The organism is Terrabacter sp. Ter38 (assembly GCF_024519435.1).
Lineage (GTDB): Bacteria > Actinomycetota > Actinomycetes > Actinomycetales > Dermatophilaceae > Terrabacter.
This window is the reverse complement of the sequence record NZ_JALJRZ010000007.1, coordinates 1-22,856: the sequence shown is the minus strand read 5'-3', so window position 1 is coordinate 22,856 and position 22,856 is coordinate 1. Positions and strand designations below refer to the sequence as shown.

The window sequence follows — 22,856 nt, the reverse complement described above, 5'->3', positions numbered from 1 at the left end:
CCGGGTCGCGCGGGCCTTCGTCGTGCGTGGCCTCGTCGGTGACCCCGGCCGACGAGAACGTATGCCGCCCGCCCGGGTCGGGTGGGCGGCATACGTCCTCGGTCGGCGGCGGAGGGCCGCCTCCCGGCTCAGCTCTGCTTCGGGTTGACCTCGGGGGCACCCTGCGTGGCCGGCGCAGAGGCCGCGGGCGTCGCGTCCACGCCGGCCTCCTTGCGCTGGGCGGGCGTGATCGGGGCCGGCGCCGCGGTCAGTGGGTCGTAGCCGCCACCGGACTTCGGGAACGCGATGACGTCGCGGATCGAGTCGGTGTGGGCGAGCAGGGAGACGATGCGGTCCCAGCCGAACGCGATGCCGCCGTGCGGCGGGGCACCGAAGGCGAACGCGTCCAGGAGGAAGCCGAACTTCTCCCGGGCGTCCTGCTCCGACAGGCCCATGACAGCGAAGACGCGCTCCTGCACGTCGCGGCGGTGGATACGGATCGAGCCGCCGCCGATCTCGTTGCCGTTGCAGACGATGTCGTAGGCGTAGGCGAGCGCCGGCCCCGGGTCGGTGTCGAAGGTGTCGAGGAACTCGGGCTTGGGCGAGGTGAAGGCGTGGTGGACGGCCGTCCACGCACCGGCACCCACCGCGACGTCGCCGGAGGCGACGGCGTCGGCCGCCGGCTCGAAGAGCGGGGCGTCGACGACCCAGAGGAAGCTCCACGCGTCCTCGTCGATGAGCTCGCAGCGCCGCCCGATCTCGAGACGGGCGGCGCCGAGCAGCGCACGGGACGGCTTGGCCGCACCGGCGGCGAAGAAGATGCAGTCCCCCGGTTGGGCGCCGACGTGCTCGGCGAGGCCGGCGCGCTCGGCGTCGGTGAGGTTCTTTGCGACCGGGCCGCCGAGCTCGCCGTCCTGCTGGACGAGGACGTAGGCGAGGCCACGGGCGCCGCGCTGCTTGGCCCACTCCTGCCAGGCGTCGAGCTGCTTGCGCGGCTGGCTCGCACCACCGGGCATGACGACCGCACCGACGTAGTCGGCCTGGAAGACGCGGAAGGTGGTGTCGGCGAAGTAGGCGGTGCACTCGACGAGCTCGTTGCCGAAGCGCAGGTCGGGCTTGTCGGAGCCGTAGCGGGCCATCGCGTCGGCGTAGGTCATCCGCTGGAACGGGGCCTCGAGCTCGACGCCGATGAGGCGCCAGAGCGCCTGCACGATCGACTCGCCGAGCTCGATGATGTCGTCCTGCTCGACGAAGCTCATCTCGATGTCGAGCTGGGTGAACTCCGGCTGGCGGTCGGCACGGAAGTCCTCGTCGCGGTAGCAGCGGGCGATCTGGTAGTAGCGCTCCATGCCGGCCACCATGAGCAGCTGCTTGAACAGCTGGGGGCTCTGCGGCAGGGCGTACCACGAACCGGGCGCGAGGCGCGCGGGCACGAGGAAGTCACGGGCGCCCTCGGGCGTGGAGCGGGTCAGGGTCGGCGTCTCGATCTCGACGAAGTCGCGGGCGCCGAGCACGGCGCGCGCGGCGGCGTTGACCTTGGAGCGCAGTCGGATCGCGGCGCCCGCCGAGCTGGCACCGGGTCGGCGCAGGTCGAGGTAGCGGTGCTTGAGGCGCGCCTCCTCGCCGACGGTGACGCGCTCGTCGATCTGGAACGGCAGCGGGGCGGCCGGGTTGAGCACCTCGAGCTCGCTGACGATGACCTCGATGTCGCCGGTGGGCAGGTCGGGGTTGGCGTTGCCCTCCGGACGCTCGCGCACCTCACCGGTGACCTTGACGCAGAACTCGTTGCGCACGTCGTGGGCACCGCCCTGGGCGAGCACCTCGTCACGAGCGACGACCTGGGCCACACCCGAGGCGTCGCGCAGGTCGAGGAAGGCGACCCCGCCGTGGTCTCGACGCCGCGCCACCCAACCGGTGAGGGTGACGGTCTGGCCTGCGTGGTCGGCGCGGAGAGTGCCGGCCTCGTGAGTGCGGAGCACGGAGGGTCCTTCCGGGACGTGGTTCCCGCGGCCCGAGGGCCGCCGGGGCTGAGCGAGGTGGTGCGCGAGGTGGTGAGCGCAGGTCGTGCGCAGGTGCCCGGCAGCTGGTCGGCCGTGGGCACCGAGGACCAATCCTAGACCGCCTGCGCCTAGGCTCTTCGCCGTGCAGCACTTCCGCAACCGCGACCTCGACGGGGTCCGAGGTCTCGCGATCCTCCTCGTCCTCGCTGCCCACTCCGGACTACCGGTCCGCTGGGGTGGGCTGTCCGGCGTGACGCTCTTCTTCGTCCTGTCGGGCTACCTCATCACGAGCCTGCTCATCAGGGAGTGGGACCGCTGGGGATCCGTCAGCCTGTGGCGCTTCTGGGGACGGCGCGCGCTGCGCCTGCTGCCCGCCCTCGTGCTGCTGCTGCTGCTCGCTCCCGTGCTGCTCTGGGCGACCGGGGACGAACGGCTCTCGACCTACCCGACGGCGGCGCTCGCGTCGCTCTTCTACGTCGGCAACTGGGTGCGCGTCGCCGGGACGGACCTCGGGGTGCTCAACCATCTCTGGTCGCTCTCGGTCGAGGAGCAGTTCTACGTCGTCTGGCCGGCGATCTTCATCGTCCTCATGACCTGGCTGCGCAGCCGAGCGCTTGCGGTGGTCCTCAGCCTCGCCGCCCTCGCGACCTTCTACTCGGTGTGGACTGTCGGCAGCGAGATCCGCCTCGACGTCTCGACCGAGACGAACGCGTTCGCCCTGCTGCTCGGCGTGGCGCTCGCCTTCTCACTGGCCGCCGTGCGATCTCGCGGCTGGGAGCTGCCGGCCACGAGCCCGCTCATCCCGTTCGTCGTCATGGTCGCCGTCTCGGCCTTCCCCGGGCGCGGGCTCGAGGTGGACCATCCCCTCTTCCGACCCCTCGGTGCCGTCTACGCCGTGGTCGGGGTGTGGCTCGTGTATGCCGCCGTGTCGGGTCACTCGCGCGTCGTGGGCTCCCGCATCATGGTCTTCTTCGGCACCATCAGCTACGCGCTCTACCTGTGGCACCAGACGTTCATCAACAGCCGGCTCCTCGGCGAGCACACGACGCCCCGCAACCTGCTGCTCGTCGCGGCCGCCGTGCTCGTCTCGTGGCTGTCGTGGGTGCTCGTCGAGCGCCCCGTGGGTCGCCTGCGCGGACGCCTCCGGCTCGACCAGCCGTCACGCCGCCAGCAGCAGTTCGCCGACGTCCCCGACCGGCAGCCCGCGGTCCCCGCGACGCCCACGGCATAGGGGCGGAGGGCGGAGGGTCCGGTCCGGCCGGTCGCCGACGCGACGTCCGCGGCCACGTCTCCGCCGCCGACGCCGCCTACGCGGTCTGTCGTGCTCCCGCACCCACCACGTCAGCCTGGGCATCCGGCACGTCGTGCTCCTCGACGCTGCGGGAGTCGGTGAGGGTGAGTGCGCCCCACGTGGTCACGACCCCGACGACGACGGCGAGCACGGCATACGTCACCCGCTCACCGTGGAAGAAGGACGAGACGAGCTCCGGACTCCACGTGCCGGCGGGGAGGGTGGTCGTCACGAGCACGGCGACGAGGGTGCCCACGACGGCGGTGCCGACGCTCGTGCCGACCTCCTGGGCCGTGTCGTTGAGCGCGGTACCGATCGAGGTGCGGTTGGCGGGCATCGCCTCGACGAGGGCCACGGCGCAGATCGTCATGACCGTGCGTAGGCCGACGGTCAGGACGACCATGGCGACGGCGATGGCCGCGTAGCCCCGGTCGACGCCCCAGGCCATCCCGACGAGCGCGACGACGAGCAGGCCCGCGCCGACGAGGCACGCGATCCGGTGCCCGAAGCGGCGGACGAGCCACTCCGAGAGCGGGGTCGCGAGGACCATCGTCATGATGAGCGGGAGGTTGGCGAGGCCAGCACGAACAGGGCTCCAGCCCCATGCGTACTGGAAGTGCAGGATGAGCCCGAACATGACCCCGGCCATCGCGATCGAGGTCCCGGCCTGCGCCAGCGTGGCCCCGCGCACGGTCCCGGACGAGAAGATCGACAGGTCGAGCATCGGCGAGGCGGCACGGCGCTCGTGGCGGACGAACGCGACGAGAGCGAGCGCGGAGCCCAGGACGGCCGCGAGCGTGGCCGCGGACGTCCACCCGTGCTCGACGCCGCTGGTCAGGGCGTAGCAGCCGAGTCCGATGGCCGCGATGCTCAGCAGGGCACCGGGCAGGTCCAGCCGGTCGGCGGTGAGGTCCTCGGGCCGGTCGGCCGGGACCCCCAGCCGCACGCCGACCCAGGCCACGAGGGCGATGGGGGCGTTGACGAGGAGGAGCCACTCCCAGCCGACGTGGGCGAGCGCCGTGCCCCCGAGCAGCGGACCGAGGACGAAGCCCGACATCCCGACGACGATCATGACGGTCATGGCCCGCATCCGCAGGGCCTGGTCGTCGAAGAGCCGGAAGACGAGGGAGTTGGTGATCGGGGCCATGGCCGCGGCCGCGACGCCGAGGGCGGCGCGCAGGGCGATGAGCTCACCGGTTGTCGTGACAGCGGCGACGCCGAGGCTGATGACGCCGAAGCCCGCGAGGCCCCAGAGGAGCACCCGGCGTCGGCCGAGCCGGTCCGCCGCCGAGCCGGCGGTGAGCAGCAGTCCCCCGAACGTCAGCGAGTAGGCCCCGGTGACCCACTGGAGCGCGGTGGTGCCGCTCCCGAGGTCGCGGCCGATCGTCGGGAGCGCGATCGTCAGGAGGGTGTTGTCGACCATCTCGACGAAGAAGGCGAGACAGAGCGCGAGCATCGGGATCCACGCAGCGCGGAGCGAGGGGTAGGTGCGGCTCGGCGTCATGGTCACGGTCATGGGCCGTCTCCTCTCATCGAACAACGTTCGGCGATCGAACGTTGTTCGATGTTATAGAACGATGTTCGATGAACGCAAGCCCGGCCCGGGATCCTGTGATGGGATGGGCGCATGAGCCCCCAGCGACAGCACGCCGCTCGGCCCTCCCGCGAGGCTCGGGCCCCACGTGAACGGCCCCCCGGGGGGCGACGCCGGGCCTCACACTCGCTCGAGGCCGTCCTCACGGAGGCCGTCGCCCTGCTCGACACGAGCGGCGAGCAGGCCCTGACGTTCCGTGCCCTCGCGGCCCGCCTCGGTGGTGGCGCCGCGAGCATCTACTGGTACGTCTCGAGCAAGGACGAGCTGCTCGACCGAGCCGCCGACCACGTGCTGGCCGATGTGCTCGCCGCCGTGGAGCACGTCGGGGTCAGCGACCCCGTCGACGACCTCCGGACCATCGCGCTGGCCCTCTTCGACGCGATCGTCGAGCGGCCCTGGCTCGGTGCCTACTTCATGCGCGACACGGGGGTTCAGCCCAACGGCCTGCGCCTCTACGAGCGGCTGGGACAGCAGGTGCTGCGGCTGGAGCTCACGCCACGTCAGAGCTTCCACGCGGTCTCGGCCGTCGTCGGCTTCGTCGTCGGCACGGCGGCCGACATGGGTCAGCAGACACCCGAGGCGGTGCTCTCCGGCGAGGTCGACCGTGACGAGCACCTCGCCCGCTACGCCGCCCAGTGGCGCGCTCTCGACGCGGCCGAGTTCCCCTTCATCCACCACGTCGTCGACGAGTTCGCGGACCACGACGACGCCGAGCAGTTCCGGGCCGGTCTCGAGCTCATCCTCGCCGGGCTGCGCCTCCAAGCGGCCGGCTGACGCGTCGCGTCCCCACCTCCGGTCACCCTTCCGAGAAGGGCCGGAGGTCGCGGGAGGCTTCTGCCGCAAGGCAGTCCACGGCCACGGCCAGCGCGGGGCTCGCCGTCATGGTGCTTCGCCAGATGAGGCTCACGGTGCGCTCGGAGACCGGGTCGACGATGGGGACCGCGGCGACCCCCGCGGGCAGCGGTCCCCGGCCGAGGCGGGGCACGAGGGCGATGGCCTCCCCCGCCCCGACGAGCGCGACGTGCGTGGCGAACTCGAGCGCGACGTGCGCGATCCGGGGGGACCGTCCGATGTCGGCATACATCTTCTGGAGCCACTGGTGGCAGATGGAGCCGGGAGCGACGCTGGCCCAGTGCTCGTCGAGCACGTCCCGCACGCCGATGCTCCGTCGCGTCGCGAGCCGGTGGCCCACGTGGACCAGGACGTCCGCGCGGTCCCGGCCGAGGTGGCGCACCTCGAGGTGGTCGGGGATGGCGAGCGGCAGCGGCTCCCAGTTGTGCACGAGGGCGAGGTCATGGGTGCCGGCCGCAACCGCGTCGACGGCGTCCCAGGGGTCGATCTCGTCGGGCCGCAGGACGACGTCCGGCGAGGTCGAGCGGAGGCGGCCGAGGGCGCCCACGACGACCCCCCGGTACGCCGTGGCGAACGTCGCGAGGCGCACCGTCCCGACCGTCTCACCGCTGTCCCCGTGCAGCCGGGACTCGAGTCGCTCCATGTCCGCGAGCAGGGACCGCGCCGCGTCGGACAGGGTGCGACCGGCCTCGGTGAGCAGGACGCCGCGCCCCTGCCGTTCGAGCAGCTGCACCCCCGTCTGGGTCTCGAGGCGCTTGATCTGCTGGGACACCGCGCTCGGGGTGTAGTCGAGCGCGGCTGCGGCGGCGCCGACCGAGCCGTGCGCCTCGACGGCGACGAGGGAACGCAACGCGACAGGATCGATCATGCAGCGATGCTACACATTCATGAGCAGAACAGTTTGATGGACGTGAACGGTCATCGGCCCCCACGATGAGGACATGCGCCGCCGTGACACCGCCCTTGCCGTCCTCGTCGCCCTGATCTGGGGCACGAACTTCGTCGCCGTCCGCACCGGCCTCGACTCGGCGCCGCCGTTCCTCTTCCTCGCCGTGCGCTTCGTCGTCGTCTGCGTCCCCGCGGTCTTCCTCGTCCGCCGGCCGCGACTCCCCTGGCGCGACCTCGCACTCATCGGGCTCTTCACGAGCCTCGGCCAGTTCGCCCTCATGTACCTCGCGCTGCACCTCGGCATGCCGCCCGGGCTCGCCTCGCTCGTGCTCCAGGCGCAGGTTCTGCTCACCGTCGTCATCGCCGCGGTGTGGCTGCGCGAGCGCACCTCGCCGGCGCAGCGCCTCGGCGTCGCCCTGGGCGGGGCGGGACTGGTGACGATCGCGGTCGGGCGCGGGCTGTCGGCGCCGCTGCTCCCTCTCGTCGTCCTCGTCCTGGCCGCCGTGTCGTGGGCGGTCGGCAACGTGCTGACGCGCCGGGCCGGGGCCCTCACGGGTCCGGGCGCCGGGCTCGGGGTCACGGTCTGGTCGGGGCTCGTCGTGCCGCTACCGGCCCTGGCCCTCTCGTTCGCCTTCGAGGGGCCGACGGCCGTCGGGGCGGCCCTGCGCCACCTCCAGTGGCAGGCCGTCGCCGCGACCGCCTTCACGGCCTACCTGTCGTCCCTCGTCGGCTACGGGATCTGGAACACCCTGCTCAGCCGCCACCCCGTGGCGAAGGTGACGCCGTTCGCGATGCTCGTCCCGGTCTTCGGCATGCTCGCGGCCGCGGTCGCGTTCCACGAACGCCCCAACGCCATCGAGCTGACCGGCGGCCTCGCGCTCCTGGCCGGTGTCGGTGTGGCGGTCATCCGCGCACGCGGCGGCGTGACGGCGCCCCCGCCGGCCGTCCCTGCCGACGCGTCACCCGTGCTCGCCGTCGACGTAGAGCCAGCGGCCGCCCCGGCGGGCGAACCGGCTCATCTCGTGCAGCTCACCCCGACGCAGGGCGCCCGCTGACGGCTCCGTCCACCGGGCCACGAACTCGACGACACCGTCGTCGTCGCCGAGGCCGCCGCGCTCCGTGCGCAGCACCGTCAGGCCCGTCCAGCGCGTGTCCGGGTCGATCACCACCCGCTCGGGTCGCGTCCGTGGGTGCCAGGTGCGCACGAGGTATGCCTCGTCCCCCACGGCGAACGCCGTGTAGCGCGATCGCATCAGCTCACCGGCGGTCCCGGCCGGCCGCTCCCCCGCGTGGAGCGGGCCGCAGCACGCGGCATACCCCAGCTGGTCCGGGCCGCCCCCGCACGGGCACGATCCGGAGACGCCCGGACCGAACGCCCCGCTCACGACCGCTGGGCGCGTTGCGCCTCGCGGGCGGGCCACGGCGCGTCGTGCGGGCGCAGCGTCGACCACCCGCGTCCGCGCGACAGCCCGGCGGAGAGCAGGCCGACGAGCGTGGCCGAGTTGCTGATACGTCCCTCGAGCGCCGCGTCGACGGCGTCATCGAGGGACACCCAGAGCGGCCGGATCCCGAGCTCTTCGGCGGTGCGCTGGTGGGCGTCGGCGGCAGCGACCTCGTGGAGGCCGCGTGCGAGGAAGATCCGCACCGTCTCCGGGAAGGCGCCGGGCGACGTGACGTCGTCGGCGAGCACGTGCCACTCGTCGGCGGTCAGGTCGACCTCCTCGACGAGCTCTCGCGCGGCGGCCTCCCAGGGCGGCTCGCCGTCGACGTCGAGCAGGCCGGCGGGGAGCTCCCACACGTGGCCACCGCTCGCGTGGCGGTACTGCCGGATGAGCAGCACGTGCGGGGCACCGTCGAGCTCGCGCAGGGCGAGCACGGCGACGGCCCCGGGGTGCGTGACGAAGTCACGCGTCACGACACCCCCGGCGCCGAGGTCGACCCGCTCGCGCACGACGTCGAAGATGATCCCCTCGAAGGGCGTCGACGACTCGACCACCGGCTCGGCGGTCCACTCCTCGACGAGGTCGGATGCGGTGCCTCGCGGCGCGGACAGGCTCACCCTCGGGTCAGTCGGCGTCCGGGGCGGCACCCGACGCCGAGACGGAGGCGAGCTCGTCGTGCCCGGTCCGTGCGCCGGCGTCCCGCTCGGCGTGGCCGGCGTCGACCGCGGCGCGGTGCCGCTCGACCTCGACGAGTCGCTCGCTGCGCTGGCGCTCCAGGGCGGCCCCGACGAGACCCGCGAAGAGCGGGTGCGCGCGGTTGGGGCGCGACAGGAACTCCGGGTGCGCCTGCGTCGACACGTAGTAGGGGTGCACCTCGCGCGGCAGCTCGACGAACTCGACGAGCGTCCCGTCGGGCGAGGTGCCGGAGAAGACGAGACCCGCCCTCTCGAGGTCGGCACGGTAGGAGTTGTTGACCTCGTAGCGGTGGCGGTGGCGCTCCTTGACCTCGGCCTCGCCGTAGGCCCCACGGATGACGCTGCCCTCCTTGAGGGCGGCCGGGTAGAGGCCGAGGCGCATCGTGCCGCCGAGGTCGCCGGCGCCCTCGACGAAGGCCTTCTGCTCCTCCATCGTGGCGATGACGGGGTGCTCGGTCTCGGGGTCGAACTCCGTCGAGCTCGCGTCCTGGTTGCCGAGGACGCTGCGGGCGTACTCGATGACCATGCACTGCAGGCCGAGGCAGATGCCGAGGGTCGGCACCTGCTTCTCGCGGGCCCACGTCAGCGCGCCGAGCTTGCCCTCGATGCCGCGGACCCCGAAGCCGCCGGGGACGAGGACGGCGTCGACGCCGCCGAGCGCCTTCTGGGCGCCGGCCGGGGTCTGGCACTCGTCGCTGGCCACCCAGCGGATGTTGACCTTGGCGTCGTGGTGGAAGCCGCCGGCGCGCAGCGCCTCGGTGACCGAGAGGTAGGCGTCGGGCAGGTCGATGTACTTGCCGACGAGGGCGATCTCGATGTCGTGCTCGGGGTCGTGGACCCGCTCGAGCAGCTCGTCCCACTCGGTCCAGTCGACGTCACGGAAGTTGAGCCCGAGACGGCGGATCACGTAGGCGTCGAGGCCCTCGCGGTGCAGCACCTTGGGGATGTCGTAGATGCTGGGCGCGTCGACGCAGGCCGCGACCGCGGTGACGTCGACGTCGCACATGAGCGAGATCTTGCGCTTGATCGGGTCGGGGATCTCGCGGTCGGCGCGAAGCACGAGACCGTCGGGCTGGATGCCGACCTGACGCAGGGCGGCGACGCTGTGCTGGGTCGGCTTCGTCTTGAGCTCACCGCTCGGTGCGAGGTAGGGCACGAGCGAGACGTGCAGGAAGAAGCTGTTGTCGCGCCCGATGAGGTGTCGCACCTGGCGCGCCGCCTCGAGGAACGGCAGCGACTCGATGTCGCCGACGGTGCCGCCGATCTCGGTGATGATGACGTCCGGGGCGTCCGGACCTCCGGTGGCGAGCGCGCGCATCCGGGCGACGATCTCGTTGGTGATGTGCGGGATGACCTGGACCGTGTCGCCGAGGTACTCCCCCCGCCGTTCCTTGGCGATGACGTTGTTGTAGACCTGCCCGGTCGTCACGTTCGCACTACCGACGAGGTTGACGTCGAGGAATCGCTCGTAGTGGCCCACGTCGAGGTCGGTCTCGGCTCCGTCGTCGGTCACGAAGACCTCGCCGTGCTGGAACGGGTTCATCGTCCCGGGATCGACGTTGATGTAGGGGTCGAGCTTCTGCATCGTGACCCGCAGGCCCCGCGATCTGAGAAGTCGTCCGAGGCTCGAGGCGGTGAGCCCCTTGCCGAGAGAGGAGGCGACGCCCCCGGTCACAAAGATGTGCTTCGTCGTATCCACCACGGGCTTTGAGTCTACGTCACTCCGCGGGTCTGCGTGACGTAGCGCTCCACCCACCGGCGCGTCTCGTCGTCGGGAGTGGGCCATCCGGCGGCCCGGACTCGTCCTGCGGCACCCTCCCGGAGCCGGGCGTCGGCGTCGGCGAGCAGGCGGTCCACCTCGGCGGCCACGGCGGCCGGGTCCCCGACGGGGACAAGCGAACCCGCGTCCCCGACGAGATCAGGCAGACCGCCGGTACGGGTCACGACGACCGGCAGCCCAGCCCCCATGGCCTCCTGCACGACGAGCGCCCGGGCCTCCCAGCGGCTCGTGAGGACGAACACGTCCGCCGCCCGGAGCCACTCCGACACATCGGTACGCGCCCCCACGAACCGGACCTTCGCCCCGGTCTCCTCCCCCTGCCGTATGCCGTCCGCCTCCTCCTGGAGACGGGCACGGAGCCGCTCGTCGCCGTCGCCGACGACGACCCACGTGGCGGCGGCGTCGGAGCACCGCGCGGCCGCGAGGAGGGTCAGGAGGTCCTTCTGGGGCGCGATGCGCGAGACCGTGAGCACGACGGGGCGGTGGGTCGGCAGGCCGGCTCCGGCCAACAGGGCGGCGCGTTCGGTCGGTTCGAGTGCAGGACGCTCCAGCAGGTCGGCGACCGCGGCGGAGGGCACGAGGGCGAGCTCGGTGCGCCGGGCACCGAGGGCGTCGGCGAGCTCGACGAGGTCGGCGCTCGCGCCGGTCACGAGGTCGGCCCGGTGCAGGGACCAGGAGAGCAGCCGTCGGGCGGCCGAGGCCGCGGCGCGCGCGGCGGAGGAGCCCGGCACCGGCGGGAGGTCGTTGTGGAGAGAGACCACGAGACGCGGGCGTGGCCGGGCCCGGGCGACGGCCACGGCAGCGACGACGGCGGCCTGGTGGCCATGCGCGTGGACGACGTCGACGGTGCCCGCCAGGCGCATGATGCGGTGCCAGTCCACGAGACCCCGGGGTGCGCGTGCCCCGCCGTGGACCGGCCAGAGCCGATGGGCGTCGGCCCAGTCGAAGGCCCGCGCCGTCGACTCCGCCGTCACGACCTGGACGTCGTGCCCCTGCTCGCGCAGTCCCGTCACGAGGGTGTCGACGTGCGCACCCACCCCACCGGCCGCGTGTCCGAGCACCATGAGCACCCTCATCGCGTCTCCGGAGGGCCGGCCGGGTGCCGGTCCTGCTCGGCCACAGGGGTGGACATCGGCGCGGACGACGGAGCGGTCGTCGGCGCAGGCGGGGTCGTGGACGTCGGCGCGGTCCCAGCGGTCCGGGACGGCCGCCGCAGCCGGGCGACGACCGAGCGGTCGACGAGGAGCACGACGACGACGAGGGTCACGGTGGCCGCGAGCGCCACGGCGACGCCCTGCGCGGCGGCGACGAGGAGTCCGTCCGCGGTCCAGAGGCCGCCGAGCCACCAGCCGAGGATCGCGGCTGACGCGGCGCCGAGCAATCCGGCTGCGACGGGGCGCGCCGGTACGGTCAGGGCCGCGCGGCCCCAGCTCCGCGCGACGAGGACCGCGAGCGCGACGGCCCCGGCCACGAGCCCGATGCTGGTGCCGAGGGCGAGGGCGCGCACGGTCGTCGCGGGTCCGGCCGCGCCCTCGAGGGCCACGAGCGGGACGACCGTCGTCGCGAGCCACGCGACGGCGACCACGGCGCCCGCGACCCGGGCACGGCCTCGCACGTAGGAGGCCCGGGTCAGCAGGCCGATCGCGCAGAGGCCGACGATGCCCGGGGCCACGAGCACGAGCGCGTCGGGGATGGCGGACAGGGCCACGGCCCCGTTGCCGTCCACGCGCCCGGCGTCGAGCAGGGCGAAGAAGGCGCCGACCGGTCGGGCGACGGCCACGAGCAGGCCCCCGGCCAGCAGACCGGCCAGGAGGGTGGCCAGCCACGTCCGCCGCAGCACGTCCACGGCGGCCGACCCCGGGGCGAAGGTCAGCGGCGCTGCTGCGCCTGTCTCCGGCTCCGGACCACCGGACTGCGCGCTGCCCGCGAGCGTCGGGAAGGCTGCGGTGGCGAGCGGGACGGCGAGGACGGCATACGGGAGCAGGGAGACGGCCTGGACGTAGGTGTACACGTTGAGCGTCCCGGGCCCGCCGCGGTCGTTGGCGAGGCGGATGAAGACGAGCGTCGCCAGCTGCTGGCCGGCGACGGCGAGGAGCCCGGCAACGGCGAGCCGCCGGACGCGGGCGCCGACGCCGTGCGGGAAGCGGGTCGTCAGCGCCAGGTGGACCCCGGCGCGACGCACCGGAACGAGCAGCGGCAGCGACAACGCGACGACCCCGAGGGTCGTGCCGACGGCGAGCACCGTGGTCGCGCCCGCCGGGACCTGTGCGATCGGGGCGGCCGGGTCGCCGGCGACGGCGGCGTAGGTCACGTAGGTGGCGATGACGACGAGGCTCGACATGAGCGGGGCGATCGCGGCCGCGACGAACCGGTGGTGAGACTGGAGCACACCGCCGAGCACGATGCCGACGCCGTAGAGCGGGATCTGGATCGCGAAGACCCGCAACAGGTCGGCGCCGAGACCCACCGCCCCTGGACAGGTGTCACCGGCTCCCAGCAGCCCCCGTGCGATCGGCTCCGCGGCCAGGGCCACGACCAGGCCCAGCGGCACGAGCACGACGACCACCCACGTCAGCAGCGCGGAGGCCGTGTGGTCGGCCTCGACCCTGTCGCCGCGGGCCAGAGCACCTGCCACGAGAGGCACGGCCACCGCCGCAAGCACTCCGCCGGCCGCGATCTCGAAGAGCACGTTGGGGACCGCGTTGACCGACTGGTAGACGCTCCCGACGCAGGTCGCACCGACGGAGTGGGAGAAGACGAACCATCGTCCGAAGCCGACGACCCGGGCGACGAGCGTGATGACCGCGATCGTGCCTGCGGCGGCGAACAGTCCGCGCCGTGAGGCAGATCCGCCCCCTGCGGTCCGGTCGGTCATCGGGCGACCCGGCCCCACTCGTCGAGCCGGCGCAGGGCAGGGTGGGCCTCGATGACGCGGGTGAAGCTGACGCGCTCCGAGGCCAGCGTCAGGGCGGCGAGACCCGTGAGGGCGACGACCCGGCCCACCAGCCCGGTGCGCTCGAGGAGCGCGAGACCGACGAGCGCCCCGGCGGCGTTGGCGCCGGTGTCGCCGAGCATGGCGGTGGCGCGGAGGTCCTCGCGGAGGACCCCGAGCGAGGAGCCCACGGCGGCGGCCGCGGGCAAGCCTCCCACGAGCGGGAGACCCGCGGCCACAGTGACCTTGAGCGCCCGTCCGGGGCGCAGGTCGAAGAGGTTGACGGCGTTGGCGCCCCCGGCGACCACGGCCCCGCCGACGAGGGTGGCCAGCAGGCCGGGACGGGAGGGACGGCTCGCGTCGGAGAGCGCGGCACCGACCAGTCCCGTGACACCGAGACCCACGATCTTGACCGCGCCCGTCGTGACCTCGCCTCGTGCCAGCGCCCCGAGGTGGCCCTTGAGGCCCTTGTCGGACGCGCCTCCGGCGAGGTCGTCGAGCGCCCCGAGTGCACCCGCGGCGACGACGACGACGACGGAACGCATCGAGGCGCGGCTCGGTCCGTCGGTCAGGCGCGCGGTGGCCGCTGCTGCGGCGGCACCGGCAGCAGCGCCGGCCACGGCGCCGCCGACCCAGGCCGGTCCCTCGAGCAGGGTGACGGGGTCGCCGGCGTGGTTGGTGCGTTCCCACGGCCGGCGGAGGGCTGGGGGCGCCGCTCGGCCGAGGCGCAGGGCAGCCCACGAGGCCACTGCCGAACCGAGCAGGGCAGCCAGGGACGCCGAGGCGGTCGAGTTCGCGCGGCGGCTCGACCTCACGGAAGCACCCGCGGGACGGTGGCGGTGGCTCCGGCCGCGACGCCGAAGTGTCCGACCTGCTCGTCGAGGGCGTCCTCGACCGCGAGGATCACCGTGGCGGGTCCGTCACCGGCCCGGGCGTGGTCGACGGTGGAGACGATCCCGGCCGTCTCGGACTTCTCACGCACGGCCTGGACGGCGTTGGACGTCACGGGCTGGCCCGCAGCAGCAACCGTCTCGCCACCGGCGACGACGGTCGATCGCGTCGAGCCGGCGAAGGACGAGACCAGAGCGCGAATGGCGTCGGAGCGGGACTCGACGACGGACTCGGTGCCGGCGTAGTCCGCGGACACGACGACCGCGAGGTCGGCAGGTGCCAGGTCGGCCACCGAGCTGTCCACGAGGTTGGCGTCGACGAGCACCTTGAGGGCGGCGGTGCGCTGGGCCGAGGTGCCGGCGTCGCTCGTCGAGACGACGAGGTCGGTGAGCACCTGCACGAGCAGCTCGTCGCCCGTCGCGGTGGAGCTGACCCCGAGGGCCGACGCGGCCTCCTTGGCCGCCTGTGCCCGGTCGGCGGTCTGGGTGGGGTCGAACCAGTCGGGGCTCAGCGTCACCGTGCCGGTGAGGCCGGCGCCGCTCTGGGTCACGACTCCCTCGAGGTTCGTGGTCATCGTGCCGTCGGCGGAGGGCAGCACGACGACGACCGCGCGGTGACCGGACAGCCGGCCCTTGACGACCCGCTGCTGGACGGCGGTCGCGTAGTCGTCGGATGCATCGACGAGCTTCTCGCTCGTCGTCAGCTTGTCGTTGAGGGCCTGCTTCTCGGTGCGCAAGGCGGAGACCTGGTCGCTCAGCTGGTTGCCGAGGTTGGCCTGCAGGGGGCCCGCCCCGAGCACGATGCCCACCGCGAGGGCGAGGAAGACCGAGATGATCGAGACGAGGTGGTAGCGGAAGTCGATCACGTGAAGATCCCAACGATGGCGGTCCAGAGGTCGTCCCAGCGGGCGGCGAGGACCTGCAGCCACGCCTGCCCGGCCGGCGTCGACGCGAGGGCTGCGCAGAAGGCGAGCACACCGGCGAGCAGCATCGTCACGAGCAGTCGGCCCGGGATGCGGGCGCGGTAGAGCTGGCTCACGCCCTTGGCGTCGACGAGCTTGCTGCCGACGCGCAGGCGCGTGAGGAACGTCGACGCCTGTCCGTCGCGACCCTTGTCGAGGAACTCGACGAGGGTGACGTGGGTCCCGACGGCGACGATGAGCTCGGCACCGGAGTCGTCGGCGAGGAGCATCGCGACGTCCTCGCTCGTGCCCGCGGCGGGAAAGACGACCGGCGTGATCCCGAGAGCCTCCACCCGGGCGAGGCCGGGGGCGCGCCCGTCGCGGTAGGCGTGCACGACGATCTCTGCGCCGCAGCGCAGGGCCCTGTCCGAGACGGAGTCCATGTCGCCGACGATGAGGTCGGGCTGGTGGCCGGACTCGAGGATGGCGTCGGCGCCGCCGTCGACCCCGATGAGGATCGGGCGGTACTCACGGATGTAGGGCCGCAAGGTCTCGAGGTCCTCGCGGTAGTGGTAGCCGCGCACGACGATGAGGCAGTGCCGGCCGTCGAGCTGGGTGGTGATGGGGGGCACGCCGATGCCGTCGAGGAGGAGGTCACGCTCCTTGCGGATGTACTCCATCGTGTTCGTCGCGAAGGCCTCGATCTGCACGGCGAGCCCGGCCCGCGCCTCGTGCATCTGGGCTTGGACGGCCTCGACGTCGAGCAGCGTGCCCGTCGCGACCCGGGTCTCCCCCGACCACAGGTCGGCACCGTCGAGGCGCACCGTCTGACCGTCGGTGAGTGCCATGACCGCCGGGCCGGCGGCGTCGAGCACGGGGATGCCGGCCTCGACGAGGATCTGGGGTCCGAGGTTCGGGTAGCGACCGCTGATCGAGGCGCTCGCGTTGACGACGGCTGCAGGGCGCACGGTGACGAGAGCGTCCGCGCTCACCTTGTCGAGGTCCGCGTGGTCGATGACGGCGATGTCGCCCGGCTGCAGCCGCTTCGTCAGCGCCTTGGTGCGCCGGTCGACGCGCGCGGTGCCGACCACGCCGGGACCGGTGTCCCGGGCGTGCGAGCGACGTCGGATGGAGAGGGCCATGATGGCCTCAATCGTGCCACGTCGGTGGGTCGGCGACCCCATCGGTCCGGGCCGTGGCCCGGCTCGGACGACGCCCCGGACGACCTTCGGGACGGAGCTCCGACGGCTGCGCTGGGCGCAGGACGGTGCCGCGACGGGACTCAGGCGCGTGCGCCGCTGCGGGCGCTCGGACGCGTGCCCACCCGGGCACCGCTCGTCTGCTCGAGCAGGTCTCCGGCATGGGCCAGTCCCGCCTCGGAGTCGGGGTCGCCGCCCATCATCCGCGACAGCTCCCGCAGCCGGGCGTCACCGTCGACGACGGTGACGCTGCTCGAGGTGATGCGGCCGTCGTCGGCCTTGTGCACGACGAGGTGGCGGTCGGCGAACGCTGCCACCTGGGCGAGGTGGGTGACGACGATGACCTGGGCGTGCTCGGCGAGGGCAGCCAGCCGGGCACCCACGTCGAGGGCCGCCCGACCGCCGACACCGGCGTCGACCTCGTCGAAGACGAAGGTGGGTGGCCCGCTCGCCGCCTCACCCAAGGCGCTGCGCGAGCCGACGACCTCGAGAGCGAGCATGACGCGGGAGAGCTCACCGCCCGAGGCGGCCCGGGCGACGCTGCGCGGCGCGGCTCCGGGATTGGCCGCGAGCAGGATCTCGACGTCGTCGATGCCGTGTCGGGCCAGTCGCACGCGGTCACCGTCGGGCAGGGCCACGCCCTCGGGGTCGGTGCGCCGGCGCAGCTCGACGTGGACGACGGCCTTGCCCATCGCCAGGTGCGAGAGCTCCTCCGAGACACGGGTGCCGAAGTCGTCACCGGCGGCACGGCGAGCCTCGGACAGTGAGAGGGCGGCCGCGACGACCGACGACTCGAGCTCGGCCACCTCGGCGCCGAGCCGCTCGACGCGGTCGTCGGCGGTCACGAGCTCGTCGAGGCGTGCCGCCCCGCGGCCGGACCACTCGAGCACCTCGTCGACGGTCTCGCCGTACTTGCGCGTGAGGACCCCGAGCGCGGCCCGCCGCTCCTGCACGAAGCCGAGCCGCTCCGGGTCGAGGTCGACGTCCTGGAGGTATGCCGTGAGGTCGGCCGACAGGTCCGTCACGAGCGTGCCCACCTCGTGCAGGCGCTCGTCGAGCCCGGCGAGAGCCTGGTCGTGCGCCGTGGCCGGGCCGAGCGCCGCCCGCGCCGACCCGATGAGGTCACGGACGTTCGGAGCCGGCTCGGCGGCATACTCGTCGCCGCTGAGATCGGCGAGCGCCTGGGCTGCGGCCAGCCGGAGCGTGTCGGCGTGCGCGAGGCGCTCGTCCTCGGCCCGCAGCGCGACGTCCTCGCCGGGCTGGGGGTCGACGGCCTCGATCTCCTCGAGCGAGGCGGTGAGCGAGTCGATCTCGCGGGCGCGCTCTCGCGCCTCAGACACGAGGCGCTCGTGCTCGCGGGCCGACGCACGCCAGCGGTCGTAGAGCTCGCCGACGCGGTCGCGGAGTGCCGTGAGGTCGGAACCTCCGAAGTCGTCGAGCACGACGCGGTGGGCATCGCCCTGTCTGAGCCGCCACTGGTCCGCCTGACCGTGCACGGCCACGAGCATCTGGCCGAGCTCGGCGAGCACGGAGACCGGCGCCGTGCGACCCCCGACGTGGGCGCGCGACCGGCCGGCCGCGGCGATGGTGCGGGCGATGACGAGCTCGCCGTCCTCGTGGTCGGCACCGGCCTCGTCGGCCCGGACGAGAGCCGGGTGGTCCAGGGGCAGCTGCACGACGCCCTCGACGAGCGCCGAGGCCGAACCGGTGCGCACGAGGCCGGAGTCGGCGCGCTCCCCGAGCAACAGGCCGAGCCCCGACACGACCATGGTCTTGCCGGCGCCGGTCTCACCCGTGAGCACGTTGAGCCCGGGGCTCAGGTCGAGGACGGCGTCGTCGATGACACCGACGCCCCGGATCCTCATCTGGCTGAACACGGGTCCACCTTAGGGCCGGCCACCCTCACCGTCGTCGACGTCGTCCACGGGCGAGGCGGTGTCGCCGTTGCCGCGCCACCCGGCGACCGAGAGGTCGAACTTCGCGACGAGACGGTCGGTGAACGGTGCGCTCGTCAGCCGGGCGAGGCGGAGCGGGCGCAGCCCCCGGCGGACCTCGATGCGGGCCCCCGGGGGGAGGTCGACGTGACGTCGGCCGTCGCACCACATGACTCCTGCGCCCTCGGTGGCCGCCTTGATCTCGACGGCCAGGTGGGTGTCGGGGCCCAGCACGAGCGGTCGGGCGAAGAGCGCGTGGGCCGCACTGGGCACCAGGAGCATGGCCTCGACCTGCGGCCAGACGACCGGCCCGCCGGCCGAGAAGGCGTACGCCGTGGAGCCCGTAGGCGTGGAGACGATGACGCCGTCGCAGCCCCAGCTCGACAGCGGGCGCCCGTCGACCTCGACGGTGACCTCGAGCATCCGCTCGCGGGCGGCCTTCTCGACGCTGACCTCGTTGAGGGCCCAGCTGCTCGCGATGAGGTCGCCGTGCAGCTTCGCGTCGACGTGGAGCGTCATGCGCTCCTCGACGGCGTAGTCGTTGCTCGCGATGTGCTCGACCGTGGCGTCGAGGTCGTCGCGCTCGGCCTCCGCCAGGAAGCCCACGTGGCCGAGGTTGACCCCGAGGAGCGGCACGTCGACGCTGCGGGCGAACTCGGCTCCGCGCAGGATGGTCCCGTCGCCGCCGAGCACCACGACGAGGTCGCACCCCTCCGCGACCTGCTCCTCGGCGGACGCGATGTGCACGCGCGAGCTGTCCTTGAGGTCGAGGGCCTCGGCCTCGTCGGCCTGGAGGGACACGTCGATGCCGAGATGGGTGAGGCGTTGCACGACGCCCTTGGCGACCGTCAGTGCCTCGGGGCGCCTCGGGTGGGCCACGAGCAGGATGCGGCGCGTCACGGGACTCCTTCCAGGTCGACGGCCTCCAGCATGTCATCCATGGCCGTCACCGAGGCGCCCGGGACGGGTCTCGGGGCGAGCCAGAACAGGAACTCCCGGTTGCCGTCGCCCCCCGCGATGGGGCTGGCCGTCGCGCCGTGGAGGTGCAGGTGGAGGTCGGTCGCGACCTGGGCCACGTCGCGCAGCACCCGGCGGCGCTCGTGCGGCGAGGTGACGACTCCGGTACGGCTGAGCCGCTCGCGGCCCACCTCGAACTGCGGCTTGACCAGGACGACGACGTCGCCGTCGCCGGTGACGAGAGGTCGGATGGCGGGCAGGGCGATGGCGAGCGAGATGAAGCTGAGGTCGGACACGACGAGGTCGAAGAGGCCGCCGAGCGCGTCGACCTCGACGTCACGGATGTTGGTGCCCGGAAGGTCGCGCACGCGCGGGTCGGCACCGATCGACGCGACGAGCTGGCCGTGGCCGACGTCGAGGGCCGTCACGTGGGTGGCGCCGCGCTCGAGGAGCACCTGGGTGAAACCACCCGTGCTCGCACCGACGTCGAGGCACCGCCTGCCGTCGACGGGGACCGGCCACGTGTCGAGGGCATGGAGCAGCTTGACGGCCGCGCGGCCCACCCAGCGGTCGGGCTCACGCGTCAGCTCGATGGCCGACGAGTCGTCGACGGTCAGCGCGGGCTTGCCGGCCGGGCGGCCGTCGACGAGCACCACGCCGGCGGTGACGAGCTCACGAGCCTGGGTGCGCGATCGGGCCAGACCGCGGGCGACGAGCTCGACGTCGAGACGACGGGTCACGCGCCACCCAGACCGCCGAGGCGACTCTGCAGGCTGCGGTGGGCGTGCTCGCCCGACTCGATCCGCTCGGCGAACGACCCGGCCTGCGACTCGGCCAGACGCATCATCGCCTCGTCGACCGCCTGGTCACCCGTCAGGGGTGGGGTGGGCACGTCTGGCGTCGCGTCCAGCGGAGCGTAGGGCACCTCGGCCGTCGAGGTGTCGTCGTCGCTCCGGGAGTCGCCGTCGCCGGCGTCCCTGTCGTCATCGTCCTCATGGGCGACGTCCTCGAGGTCATCTCCTGACACGTCTGCATCGCTGACGTCGTCGGACTGGTCGTCGGAGTCGTCCCACTCGTCGACCGCGTCGTCACTCTCGCCGGTGCCCGAGTCCATCGGGTCGAGATCCTCGGCGACCTCGAGCGGTTCGCCGGACCCGAGATCGTCGCGTCGAGAGTCGCTGTCGCCGAACATGTGCTGCCTCCGTGCCGAGTGGTTGTCCGCTGCGGTCACGCTACCGGGTCGAGGTCGGTGAGTCGTCGAGCAGGCCGTCGAGCGTCGCTGCCGCCCGACGGAGGTGCTCGGAAGGTGCTCCCTCGTCGCGGGACGCCAGCAGGGCCGCCAGGCCCGCTCGCACCACCTCGATCGGGTCCGCGCTCCCCCGCTCGACGACGAGATCGTCGCCGTCGAGCACCACCCGTGCGGCGCCGTAGCTCCAGCCGCCGGCGTCGGCCAGCGGGGCGGCATACGGCCTCAGGAGGTCGGCCAGGGAGGCGACGACGTAGGTGGGCGACGACGCGCTCGCCACGAGGTCGGAGGGTCGGTCGACGCCGGTGAGGACCCAAGCCGAGTCCAGGTCGGCGGCCTCGGCGCCGACGATGTCGGTGCCGATACGGTCGCCGACTGCGAGCGTTCTGGCGGCGAGGGTGCCGAGGCGCTCGAGGGCGAGGCCGTAGAGCGGCGGGTGCGGCTTCCCGACGACGAGTGGGCGACGTCCGAGAGCGAGGGCGAGGAGGTCGACGTAGGCACCGTTCCCCGGGGACTGGCCCCACGGCAGCGGCAGGGTCGCGTCGTCGTTCGTCGCGACCCACGGCATACCGGTCGTCAGGAGTCGCGCCGCCGTCTCGAAGTCGCGCACGCGCAGCTCCTTGCCGAAGCCCTGCAGCACGGCATCGACCACGTCCGGCCCAGGTCCCTCGTCGTCGCCGACGACGACGGGGGTGAGGCCCGCATCACGCAGCGCCTCGACGACACCCTCGCCGCCCAGCGCGAGGACGGCAGCTCCCGGTGACAGGTCGGTGGCGAGCCGGGCGGCCCCCGCCTGCGCGCTCGACACGACGTCGGATGCCGTCGCGGGCGCACCGAGGCCGGCGATCTGGGTGGCCACCTCGCTCGGGATGCGGGACGCGTTGTTCGTCGCATAGACGACTCGAACTCCCCGAGCCACGATGTCCTGCAGCGCCTTCGCGGCACCCGGGACAGCATCCGCTCCGCGGTAGACGACACCGTCGAGGTCGCACACCACCCCGTCGTAGCGCGCGATGAGCGGTTGCGTCGATGTCTCCGTGTCCATGGGTCCTCCTGGGCCAGACCCTACGGCCGGATTCGTCCGCGAGACCTGTCCGTCCGGAACGCAGAACGGGCCCGACCGTGGAGGTCGGGCCCGTTCCGGGTGAGGCACTCAGCGCTCGTCGTGATCGTCCTCGTCGTCGTCGTCCGCGTCGTCGTCGTCCGCGTCGTCGTCGTCCGCGTCGCTGTAGAGCTCCGGACCGTCCTCGTCCTCGTCGCCGAGCAGGTCGGTGACGTCGACACCGTCGAGCTCCTCGAGCCGCTCCGCCGCATCAGTGGTCAGCTCGTGGTCGGCATCCGCCGCCCGGGCGAACCAGTCGCGCGCGACCTCGAGGTCGCCGGCGGCGAGCTTCGCGTCCGCGAAGGCATAGAAGAGCCGCGCCGCGGAGGGGCGGTTCGGGTTGATCCGCTTGACCAGATCGCTGAGGCCGGCGACCGCGGCATCCAGCTGACCCAGGTCACGGCGGATCCCGGAGACGACGATCGCCAGCTCGACACGGTCGTCGATAGCCAGGTTGGCGGCCTCGTCGGACTGGGCGAGCTCGAGCGCCTTGTCGTGACGTCCGAGGGCCCGCTCGCAGTCGACCATGAGCGGGAGCAGGTGACTCGAACCCGAGAGACGCCGGACCGTGCGGAACTCCCCGAGCGCCCGCGCCCAGTCGCCGAGGCGATACGCCACGAGACCGAGGGACTCACGGGCCGCCGGCACGCGTCCGGCGCGGCGCACCGCGGTCTCGGCGTGGGCCAAGGCCGCCTCGGGCTCGACGTCGAGCAGCTCGGCCACCATGACGAGGTGCTGGGCGACGCCCTCGGCGTTCTCCTTGGACAGCGTGCGCAGCTGGTTCTTGACGCCCCGGTCTACCTCTTGTCCGGTGACGCCCTCGCGGATGGCGGGCTCGGGCTTCCTCGGGGACTTCGGGGTCAGTCGAGCGCCACCGCGACGGTCGTCGTCCTGGGGACGACCCGAACCGCCTCGAGGACGATCGTCGAAACGTCGGGGACCACGGTCGTCGCGCCCGCCACCGGAGCGACGGTCGTCGGAGCGGTACCCACCGCGGTCGCTGCTGCCACCGGAGCGACGGTCGTCCGACCGGTAGCCGCCGCGGTCGCTGCTGCCACCGCTCGACGGGCGGTAGCCGCCACGGTCGCTGCTGCCACCGGAGCGACGGTCGTCCGACCGGTAGCCGCCACGGTCGCTGCTGCCACCGCTCGACGGGCGGTAGCCGCCGCGGTC

General features: G+C 73.2%; 20 protein-coding genes. 3 read left to right on the top strand and 17 right to left on the bottom strand.

The genetic code is table 11. The annotated features are described in order from the left end of the window. Positions 1–128: 128 nt before the first annotated feature. Positions 129–1,958 (bottom strand): aspartate--tRNA ligase, encoded by a 1,830-nt coding sequence (aspS, locus tag NR112_RS14875; protein ID WP_256795096.1) that lies wholly within the window; start codon positions 1,956–1,958, stop codon positions 129–131. A gap of 163 nt (positions 1,959–2,121) precedes the next feature. On the opposite strand from aspS, the gene NR112_RS14870 reads away from it, so the two are divergent. Continuing rightward, entirely contained in the window at positions 2,122–3,210 is a 1,089-nt protein-coding gene (locus NR112_RS14870) for an acyltransferase (protein ID WP_256795095.1), read from the top strand. 76 nt (positions 3,211–3,286) lie between these two features. Here the strand turns inward: NR112_RS14870 and NR112_RS14865 are convergent, their stop codons facing one another. Then, on the bottom strand, positions 3,287–4,786 hold the full coding sequence (locus NR112_RS14865; protein ID WP_256795094.1) for an MFS transporter: 1,500 nt from the start codon (positions 4,784–4,786) through the stop codon (positions 3,287–3,289). A 111-nt stretch (positions 4,787–4,897) separates the two neighbouring features. Here NR112_RS14865 and NR112_RS14860 point away from each other — a divergent pair, with 111 nt between their 5' ends. Next, positions 4,898–5,638, top strand: a complete 741-nt coding sequence (locus NR112_RS14860; RefSeq protein WP_256795093.1) for a TetR/AcrR family transcriptional regulator — start codon at positions 4,898–4,900, stop codon at positions 5,636–5,638. Positions 5,639–5,660: 22 nt separating this feature from the next. Here NR112_RS14860 and NR112_RS14855 read toward each other — a convergent pair whose 3' ends face one another. Next, positions 5,661–6,584, bottom strand: coding sequence for a LysR family transcriptional regulator (locus NR112_RS14855; RefSeq protein WP_256795092.1), 924 nt, complete (start codon positions 6,582–6,584; stop codon positions 5,661–5,663). A gap of 73 nt (positions 6,585–6,657) precedes the next feature. Between NR112_RS14855 and NR112_RS14850 the strand changes: the two genes are divergently transcribed. After that, on the top strand, positions 6,658–7,659 hold the full coding sequence (locus tag NR112_RS14850; protein ID WP_256795091.1) for an EamA family transporter: 1,002 nt from the start codon (positions 6,658–6,660) through the stop codon (positions 7,657–7,659). Here NR112_RS14850 and NR112_RS14845 read toward each other — a convergent pair. From NR112_RS14845 to NR112_RS14780, 14 genes are all read right to left on the bottom strand, one after another. Further along, positions 7,564–7,989 carry a YchJ family protein gene (locus tag NR112_RS14845; protein WP_374512505.1) on the bottom strand — a complete coding sequence of 142 codons (426 nt, stop codon included), beginning with the start codon at positions 7,987–7,989 and terminating at the stop codon, positions 7,564–7,566. The two genes, NR112_RS14850 and NR112_RS14845, sit on opposite strands and share 96 nt — an antisense overlap. Beyond that, positions 7,986–8,663: an NUDIX hydrolase gene (locus tag NR112_RS14840; RefSeq protein ID WP_256795090.1), complete on the bottom strand. Its 678-nt coding sequence runs from the start codon at positions 8,661–8,663 to the stop codon at positions 7,986–7,988. Before NR112_RS14840 ends, NR112_RS14845 begins: the two co-directional genes overlap by 4 nt. Before the next feature lie 7 nt (positions 8,664–8,670). Then, entirely contained in the window at positions 8,671–10,443 is a 1,773-nt protein-coding gene (locus NR112_RS14835; RefSeq protein ID WP_256795089.1) for a CTP synthase, read from the bottom strand. An 11-nt stretch (positions 10,444–10,454) separates the two neighbouring features. Next, positions 10,455–11,585, bottom strand: a complete 1,131-nt coding sequence (locus tag NR112_RS14830; RefSeq protein WP_256795088.1) for a glycosyltransferase family 4 protein — start codon at positions 11,583–11,585, stop codon at positions 10,455–10,457. Positions 11,586–11,593: 8 nt separating this feature from the next. Beyond that, complete coding sequence (murJ, locus tag NR112_RS14825) at positions 11,594–13,396, bottom strand: murein biosynthesis integral membrane protein MurJ (protein ID WP_256795087.1); 1,803 nt, start codon at positions 13,394–13,396, stop codon at positions 11,594–11,596. Continuing rightward, entirely contained in the window at positions 13,393–14,268 is an 876-nt protein-coding gene (locus NR112_RS14820) for a hypothetical protein (protein WP_256795086.1), read from the bottom strand. The genes murJ and NR112_RS14820 overlap by 4 nt, the downstream gene beginning before the upstream one ends. Beyond that, positions 14,265–15,209 carry a copper transporter gene (locus NR112_RS14815; RefSeq protein ID WP_256795085.1) on the bottom strand — a complete coding sequence of 315 codons (945 nt, stop codon included), beginning with the start codon at positions 15,207–15,209 and terminating at the stop codon, positions 14,265–14,267. Before NR112_RS14815 ends, NR112_RS14820 begins: the two co-directional genes overlap by 4 nt. Then, positions 15,206–16,387: a putative cytokinetic ring protein SteA gene (gene steA / locus NR112_RS14810; RefSeq protein ID WP_256795084.1), complete on the bottom strand. Its 1,182-nt coding sequence runs from the start codon at positions 16,385–16,387 to the stop codon at positions 15,206–15,208. Before steA ends, NR112_RS14815 begins: the two co-directional genes overlap by 4 nt. Before the next feature lie 140 nt (positions 16,388–16,527). Next, positions 16,528–18,321, bottom strand: a complete 1,794-nt coding sequence (recN, locus tag NR112_RS14805) for a DNA repair protein RecN (protein WP_256795083.1) — start codon at positions 18,319–18,321, stop codon at positions 16,528–16,530. A 9-nt stretch (positions 18,322–18,330) separates the two neighbouring features. Further along, positions 18,331–19,278: an NAD kinase gene (locus NR112_RS14800; protein WP_256795082.1), complete on the bottom strand. Its 948-nt coding sequence runs from the start codon at positions 19,276–19,278 to the stop codon at positions 18,331–18,333. Next, complete coding sequence (locus NR112_RS14795) at positions 19,275–20,075, bottom strand: TlyA family RNA methyltransferase (protein WP_256795081.1); 801 nt, start codon at positions 20,073–20,075, stop codon at positions 19,275–19,277. The genes NR112_RS14800 and NR112_RS14795 overlap by 4 nt, the downstream gene beginning before the upstream one ends. Further along, positions 20,072–20,527 (bottom strand): hypothetical protein, encoded by a 456-nt coding sequence (locus tag NR112_RS14790; protein ID WP_256795080.1) that lies wholly within the window; start codon positions 20,525–20,527, stop codon positions 20,072–20,074. Before NR112_RS14790 ends, NR112_RS14795 begins: the two co-directional genes overlap by 4 nt. A gap of 40 nt (positions 20,528–20,567) precedes the next feature. Then, a complete protein-coding gene (locus tag NR112_RS14785) occupies positions 20,568–21,626 on the bottom strand; it encodes an HAD-IIA family hydrolase (protein ID WP_256795079.1) in 1,059 nt (352 codons plus the stop codon). 108 nt (positions 21,627–21,734) lie between these two features. Then, positions 21,735–22,856: lipopolysaccharide assembly protein LapB (locus tag NR112_RS14780; protein ID WP_256795078.1), on the bottom strand; the 1,122-nt coding region annotated here is incomplete at its 5' end.

What these genes read in the sequence shown, in the direction of transcription:
- murJ (WP_256795087.1), bottom strand. Translation starts at nt 13,396, where the DNA reads ATGACCGACCGGACCGCAGGGGGCGGATCTGCCTCACGGCGCGGACTG.
- steA (WP_256795084.1), bottom strand. Translation starts at nt 16,387, where the DNA reads ATGGCCCTCTCCATCCGACGTCGCTCGCACGCCCGGGACACCGGTCCC.
- NR112_RS14830 (WP_256795088.1), bottom strand. Translation starts at nt 11,585, where the DNA reads ATGGTGCTCGGACACGCGGCCGGTGGGGTGGGTGCGCACGTCGACACC.
- NR112_RS14785 (WP_256795079.1), bottom strand. Translation starts at nt 21,626, where the DNA reads ATGGACACGGAGACATCGACGCAACCGCTCATCGCGCGCTACGACGGG.
- NR112_RS14860 (WP_256795093.1), top strand. Translation starts at nt 4,898, where the DNA reads ATGAGCCCCCAGCGACAGCACGCCGCTCGGCCCTCCCGCGAGGCTCGG.
- NR112_RS14850 (WP_256795091.1), top strand. Translation starts at nt 6,658, where the DNA reads ATGCGCCGCCGTGACACCGCCCTTGCCGTCCTCGTCGCCCTGATCTGG.
- NR112_RS14855 (WP_256795092.1), bottom strand. Translation starts at nt 6,584, where the DNA reads ATGATCGATCCTGTCGCGTTGCGTTCCCTCGTCGCCGTCGAGGCGCAC.
- NR112_RS14865 (WP_256795094.1), bottom strand. Translation starts at nt 4,786, where the DNA reads ATGACCGTGACCATGACGCCGAGCCGCACCTACCCCTCGCTCCGCGCT.
- NR112_RS14790 (WP_256795080.1), bottom strand. Translation starts at nt 20,527, where the DNA reads ATGTTCGGCGACAGCGACTCTCGACGCGACGATCTCGGGTCCGGCGAA.